This window comes from Ruminococcus sp., assembly GCF_019417665.1.
Taxonomy (GTDB): Bacteria; Bacillota; Clostridia; order Oscillospirales; family Ruminococcaceae; genus Ruminococcus_C.
The window spans coordinates 54,576-61,289 of record NZ_DXUU01000011.1; the positions used below are offsets into that span (position 1 = coordinate 54,576).

Below are 6,714 nucleotides of genomic sequence, written 5' to 3' on the forward strand. Positions count from 1 at the left end.
TTACATCTTTATTCTCCAAGCAAAAAGCGCTGTGTGAACTTCATCCGTTCACACAGCGCTTTTTTCAACTCATATTATATTGTTTTTGTACCTTTATTCCTGAGCCTGCTTCCGACGAGCCTCCAGCTCTTCCAAAGCATCCTTACGAGACAGGCTGATTTTTCCGTCCTTGATCTCCATGATCTTAACGATAATCTCATCACCCAAAGAAACGATATCCTCGACCCGTTCTACCCGTTCCTTGTCCAGCTTGGAAATATGCACCAAACCGTCACGCCCCGGCGCAATTTCTACAAATGCACCAAAAGGCTTAATGGAAACAACCTTACCTTTATAGATCGAACCGACCTCTGGATCAATGGCAATGGTCTCAATGATCTGGTATGCCTTCCGACAGCCATCCTGGGAGATGCCGCTGATAAAGACATGTCCATCTTCGTTAACATCGATCTTGACGCCACAGTCCGCAGAGATCTTCTGGATCACTTTGCCGCCTTGACCAATAACGTCCCGGATCTTATCCACAGGAATCTGAATCTGCATCATCTTCGGCGCATACTCACCCACAGATACTCTCGGCTCCGGAATTGCCTTCAGCATAATTTCATCCAAAATATACAAGCGAGCCTTCCGGGTCTTTTCAAAGGCTTCCTGGATAATCGCCGGAGTCAAACCGTCCACCTTGATATCCACCTGAATGGCAGTAATACCCTTCTTAGTACCGCCAACCTTGAAATCCATATCGCCGAAGAAATCCTCCAGCCCCTGAATATCTACCATAGTCATGAAGTCATCGCTGTCAGGCAATGTGATCAGTCCGCAGGAAATACCCGCAACAGGCGCCTTAATTGGAACGCCAGCATCCATCAGTGCCAACGTTGATCCGCAGATGGATGCCTGGGATGTTGAACCGTTGGAAGACAACACCTCGGACACCAGACGCATGGCATAAGGGAATTCTTCTACAGATGGCAAAACTGGTACCAATGCACGTTCTGCCAGAGCACCATGGCCAATCTCACGGCGTCCCGGACCACGGCTAGGCTTTGTCTCACCCACAGAATAAGATGGGAAATTATACTGATGCATATACCGTTTGGATGTTTCCTCGTCCAGTCCGTCCAGCTTCTGGCTGTCGCTGACGGGGCCCAGCGTTGCCACAGTGAGCACCTGGGTCTGACCACGGGTAAACAGACCAGTTCCGTGTACACGAGGCAGCAAGCCAACCTCTGCTGCCAAAGGACGAATCTCATCAATGCTGCGTCCATCAACGCGCTTACCCTGATACAACCATGCACGAACAATTTTCTTCTGGATCAAGTACAAGCATTCATCGATCATGCCGACCTCTTCGCCGCATGTCTCCTCAAATGCTTCATGTACAGCGTCTGAAATCGGGCGCAAACGAGCCTCTCGAATATTCTTATCATTGGTATCCAGCGCATATTCCACCTGTTCGTGTACCATAGCATCAATTTTCTGAAACAGCTTCGGATCGACTTCATGTGCTTCAAATACAAACTTTTCCTTGCCGATCTTCGCCTGGATGTCCGAAATAAAGGCGACGATCTTCTTGATCTCTTCATGACCCGTAAGGATAGCATTCAGCATGGTATCCTCTGGCACTTCTTTAGCACCAGCTTCGATCATGACGATCTTGTCCTTGGTTCCTGCAACGGTCAGCTGTAAGTCATTGTGCTGGCGCTGCTCCAGAGTCGGGTTCAGGACGATCTCGCCATCCACCAGACCTACGCTGATACCAGCAATCGGACCGTTCCACGGAATATCCGAAATCGAAATGGCAATCGAAGTTGCGATCATGCCAGTGATCTCCGGAGAGCAGTCTGGATCCACTGCCAGAACAGTCATAACAACTGAAACATCATTGCGCATAGACTTCGGAAACAGCGGGCGAATGGGGCGGTCAACCATACGAGAGGTCAGAACTGCCTTTTCCGAAGGCTTTCCCTCACGCTTGGTAAATGAGCCTGGGATCCTGCCTACGGAATACATCCGTTCTTCATAATCCACCGACAGTGGGAAGAAATCAATGCCCTCCCGAGGTTTTGCACTTGCAGTGACATTTGCCATTACAACAGTGTCGCCATACCGTACCCAACACGAACCATTCGAAAGTTCGCAAGTCTTTCCGGTTTCCACCACAAGCGGTCTGCCGGCAAAGGTAGTCTCAAATTTTTGTACGTTTTCAAACATGATTTTCTAAATTCCTTTCCCGATTTCTAAATCTCAAAAGCTGCACAGAAACATAGAGATAAGCAGCAGCGTTAGCAAAAAGCCCTGAATTCCACAACAATGGAAACCACGGCTTCCTGCTAAAGCCGCTGTTGCTGAAATCGATGCTATAACGATACACAGAAAGGCAGACAGAGACCATTGCTCTGTACTGCCTTTTCTACTTTAAAAATCTTACTTACGGATACCGAGCTTCTCGATAGTAGCACGATAACGGTTAACATCCTTCTTCTTCAAATAGTTCAGAAGGTTTCTTCTGTGACCAACCATCTTCAACAGACCTCTTCTGGAGTGATGGTCGTTCTTATGTGTCTTCAGATGTGCAGTCAGATCATTGATTCTCTTGGTGAGAATGGCGATCTGCACTTCCGGAGAACCAGTGTCGTTCTCGTGAGTACGATTCTTTTCGATAATTTCAGTTTTTTCTTCTTTCAACAGCATGTTCTTTCACCTCATTCAATATTTCGTCATACACATAGAAAAAGGCAGGTGACCTCCCGTTCCGGGCTTACTCCAAAATCCGAGTACATGACAAAAAGTATTATACCACATTTGTGGGAATTTGTAAAGGAACTTTTCTATGAATTAAGAAATGATTTTTCCTTTATGTCCTCTGGACGAGCCTTTTCCGCCGGACTTTCCATTCTTCGCTTTTTTCGCCGGCTCAATAGGCTTTTCCTTACCGCCCATATCTTCAAAAACAGTCTCATCCTCCGATGAAGTCGATTGCAGCAGTTCTGGATTCACTTCGCCGCGCTGTTCATAGTACGGATTGATGATATACTTCTGGATCACGGGATAGCACTGCATCACCACAACCAATCCCAGCCAGGACGCCGGCATAAACGGCAGCAAGAACAGCAGTATCAGGGAATATTTAATGTCGACAAAAATAAACACCAGCACAAAAACTGCTACAACAGCTGCCACGATCAGCAGTGTGATCACGTTCTTTTTCAGCGCTACCACTGCCAAGGCAAGAGAATTCTTCAGGACATTTTTCAATGACAGATTTGTGGAGATCATCATAAGAAAAATATAAAAATTCATCAGCAGTGCAATCAGACCAATACTGAGAGTAATGGCAAAAAATACGTAATAAACCTTGCTGCCGGTCTGTTCAATAAGCTGAGGATACACATAAAATGCCGCACTGATACAACACACCAGCAGACAATCCAGTATGCCTACAACAACGGAGTGTTTGAATTCCGAACGAATGGTATGCAAAAAATCATGCAGCAAAAATGTAGGCTTTTCCATGAAAAAATTTTTCAATATTTTTGTATGCGCCGCCGTTGCCGGACCGATAAGCACTACAAACACCAGCAAACAGACCACTGCAAGGATCATGCCGAGAGTAGACCGCATAGTCAAATAGAGCACAACTGCTGCCAGAAGCGGCACAAAGCACAGAAAATAGATCACATTCAGTTCAAGCAGTTTCCAAAATTTCTGACCAAAAATCTCCATATAGCGAAAAAAGCCTTTTTTCTTCGGCGCATTTTTCGCAATTCCTACGCCGGCACGCTCATAGTTTCCTCCAAAAAGACCCATAGACAATAAATTCCTCTCTTTGAAAAGTCCTGAAGCAAACAGGTTTTCTCCACCTGTTCACACAATTTCAACTCGTTTGTCCGGCAGTGGATATCCCATAAAACGCCAGACTATATAATGCTGCGATCACCAACAAAAATACCAAAAGCACAGTAAACCGTGCACAATACATCCGAAACCGATGATACATCTGATCTGCCGGATCATCCCGGAATCCATACGCTGTGAACAATCCCGAAAACCGTAGAGATTCCCTAGCGGCAATGGCCATCACCACCGATACCGGCACAAAATAGGGCAACAGGCAAAGACTTCGCAGCAACGGATTCCCAACACTACACTGGGCACTCAGAGCGCCACCCATACAAAAGCCATATGCCAACAGCGTAATCATAGCACCAGGCTGTCCGATGGCAGAAAAGCCCAGAAAAAACAGACACAGCAGGAAAATCAACACACCGCTCACAGCTTCGGAACAAAGTGCAGGCACAGTCTGTTCCGCCTGAAAAAATGTTCCTGCAATACATGTCCATCCCAGGGATGTCCCCTGCTGTTTCAACAGCAGAAATAAAACACCACTGGCTGCTCCCAGTAGAATGACACTAAAAAGTAATAAAAATAACCGCTGTTTCCTTTCGCTTGTGGTAAGTGTTGTCCGTTTTCGAATCATAGCAGACCGCTCCTTTGCTTTACAGATTTCTTGTATCTCTGCTTAATCCTATGCGGTCTGCTATTGCATTAGAACTTATTTCGCCAGTTCATAAGCACGCTTGGTACAATGTTCGCAGGCATCCTCCACCACTTCTGTCAGCTTTCCGGCATAAAACCGATCCAGTCCAGCCAGCGTTGTACCGCCCGGCGAGGAGACCTGGCGAATTAGTTCGTCAATCGTGCAGCCGGACCCCGTAATCATTTTCGCCGAACCGATCAGAGACTGCACGAACAATTCCTTGGCTGATTCCTCCGGCAGACCTGCCTTTGCAGCATAATCCAAAAATCCTTTTGCAAACAAATAGATAAATGCCGGGCTGCTGCCATTAATGGCAATGACCTCCTTCATTTGTTCCGGCGCAACAACTGCTGTCATACCACAGGAGTCAAAAATCTGACGCACGACGGCGAATTCCTCCTCCGTCACGGAATCATCCTTCGCCAGCGCCGTAGCTCCAGCACCCAGCAGAAGCGGCGTGTTGGGCATTGCCAGAACCACCTTTGCAAAAGGCTTCGTCAACTTCCGGATATAGTCCGCACCGATCCCGGCAGCAATGGAGATGAGCACCGTTTTTTCCGTCACAGCATCTGCAATGCGAGGCAGCACTTCCTCAAACTTCTGAGGTTTGATTGCCAGAAACAGGTATTGACTAGCCCCTGCGACTTCTGCTTCGCTGGTGCACTTTTTTACGCCATAAGCCGTCAGCGCATCCACCTTTGCCTCAGTAGGATTGTATGCAAAAAGCGTTGTTTCATCATGGAGACTGCTCCCGGCAATGCCTTTTAAAATAGCACTGCCCATATTCCCAACACCCAAAAAACCAATGGTTTTCATGGTCTGTATCCTTCTTTCTTCAAAAAATATAGAATGTATTTATTATACTACAAATTCTGCAAAAAATCAAGCATCAAAAAAGGGCAGACTCAGTTCACATGAGTCCACCCCTGGAATACATAAATCATATGAATTAGAATGCAACATCCTCTGCGATATGGTGCAGCTTTTCATCATAAGGCTTAGACATAGAGAGAGCCTCCTGAATATCAAAGTCAACAACCTTATTCGCCTGCATACCAACTACACGGTTGCCGATCCCCTGTTCCAGCAGCTCTACTGCATAATAACCCATTTCAGTTGCAGCCACACGGTCACGAACTGTGGGAGAACCGCCACGCTGTACGTGACCCAGAATGGTAGAACGTGATTCGATACCAGTCTTTTCCTGCAACAGCTTTGCAATTTCATCCGCATGACCTACATTCTCAGCAACAACAATGATGAAGTTCTGTTTGCCTCTTGCCTTGAATTCCAACATCTTCTTTGCGATCTTATCCAGATCATAAGGCATTTCCTTTGTGATGATCTCCAGTGCGCCGGAAGCAACACCAGTATTCACTGCAATATAGCCTGCACCGCGTCCCATAACCTCTACAACGCTGCAGCGATAGTGAGACTGGCTGGTATCAGACAGCTTGTCCATCAGTTCCATTGCCGTATTCATAGCGGTATCATAACCAATGGTATAGTCTGTGCAGGCAATATCATTGTCAATGGTACCCGGCAGACCAACGCACGGAATACCATGTGCCGACAGATCTGCTGCGCCGCGGAACGAACCATCACCGCCGATGACAACCAGACCCTCCAGACCATGCTTCTCACAAGTTTCCTTCGCCTTTAGCACGCCTTCTTCTGTCCGGAATTCTGCGCTTCTCGCTGTATAAAGCATTGTACCGCCCTGTTTAATAATGCCTGCAACGCTCAACTCGTCCATCTGCTCCAGATCATCGTCGATCAGACCGCAGTAGCCACGTTTTATACCATAAACTGCTATACCCTTCTTCAACGCAGCACGCACAACGGCACGCACTGCTGCATTCATACCCGGCGCATCGCCGCCGCTTGTTAATACACCAATCGTTTTAATCATAACGTATACTCCATTCCGCCGCACGGCAAAAAATTAAAATGGTCGACCACATTTTGCTGGAAACAGCAATTTTTCAATTAGATCTGAAACCATTCCATTCCTATTTCATTATACTGATATTTCTTCTTTTGTCAAGTGGTTTTCGAAAAAATTAACAAGTGTTTTCCAACGCACCACTAAAAAAAACTGTGATTTCCCCATAATAAGCCTAAGGACACGCTGAATAAAAGCGATAGTTGAAAAAAACCGCACCAATCATTAT

At 46.5% G+C, this 6,714-nt stretch carries 6 protein-coding genes; all 6 read right to left on the reverse strand.

Annotated elements, in window-relative coordinates; all coding sequences use genetic code 11:
* Positions 1 to 93: 93 nt before the first annotated feature.
* The 6 genes from QZ375_RS04740 to pfkA all read right to left on the reverse strand — a co-directional run bounded on the left by QZ375_RS04740 (position 94) and on the right by pfkA (position 6,452).
* Positions 94 to 2,214 (reverse strand): polyribonucleotide nucleotidyltransferase, encoded by a 2,121-nt coding sequence (locus tag QZ375_RS04740; RefSeq protein WP_295216006.1) that lies wholly within the window; start codon positions 2,212 to 2,214, stop codon positions 94 to 96.
* A 213-nt stretch (positions 2,215 to 2,427) separates the two neighbouring features.
* The gene (rpsO, locus tag QZ375_RS04745) at positions 2,428 to 2,694 is read right to left on the reverse strand and encodes a 30S ribosomal protein S15 (RefSeq protein WP_295216009.1); all 267 of its coding nucleotides are present in this window, start codon (positions 2,692 to 2,694) and stop codon (positions 2,428 to 2,430) included.
* Positions 2,695 to 2,838: 144 nt separating this feature from the next.
* Positions 2,839 to 3,810, reverse strand: a complete 972-nt coding sequence (locus QZ375_RS04750) for a hypothetical protein (RefSeq protein ID WP_295216013.1) — start codon at positions 3,808 to 3,810, stop codon at positions 2,839 to 2,841.
* Positions 3,811 to 3,877: 67 nt separating this feature from the next.
* Positions 3,878 to 4,480, reverse strand: a complete 603-nt coding sequence (locus QZ375_RS04755) for a hypothetical protein (RefSeq protein ID WP_295216016.1) — start codon at positions 4,478 to 4,480, stop codon at positions 3,878 to 3,880.
* Between the two features lie 75 nt (positions 4,481 to 4,555).
* The gene (proC, locus tag QZ375_RS04760; protein ID WP_295216019.1) at positions 4,556 to 5,356 is read right to left on the reverse strand and encodes a pyrroline-5-carboxylate reductase; all 801 of its coding nucleotides are present in this window, start codon (positions 5,354 to 5,356) and stop codon (positions 4,556 to 4,558) included.
* 133 nt (positions 5,357 to 5,489) lie between these two features.
* Positions 5,490 to 6,452 carry a 6-phosphofructokinase gene (pfkA, locus tag QZ375_RS04765; RefSeq protein ID WP_295216023.1) on the reverse strand — a complete coding sequence of 321 codons (963 nt, stop codon included), beginning with the start codon at positions 6,450 to 6,452 and terminating at the stop codon, positions 5,490 to 5,492.
* Between the last annotated feature and the right edge of the window lie 262 nt (positions 6,453 to 6,714).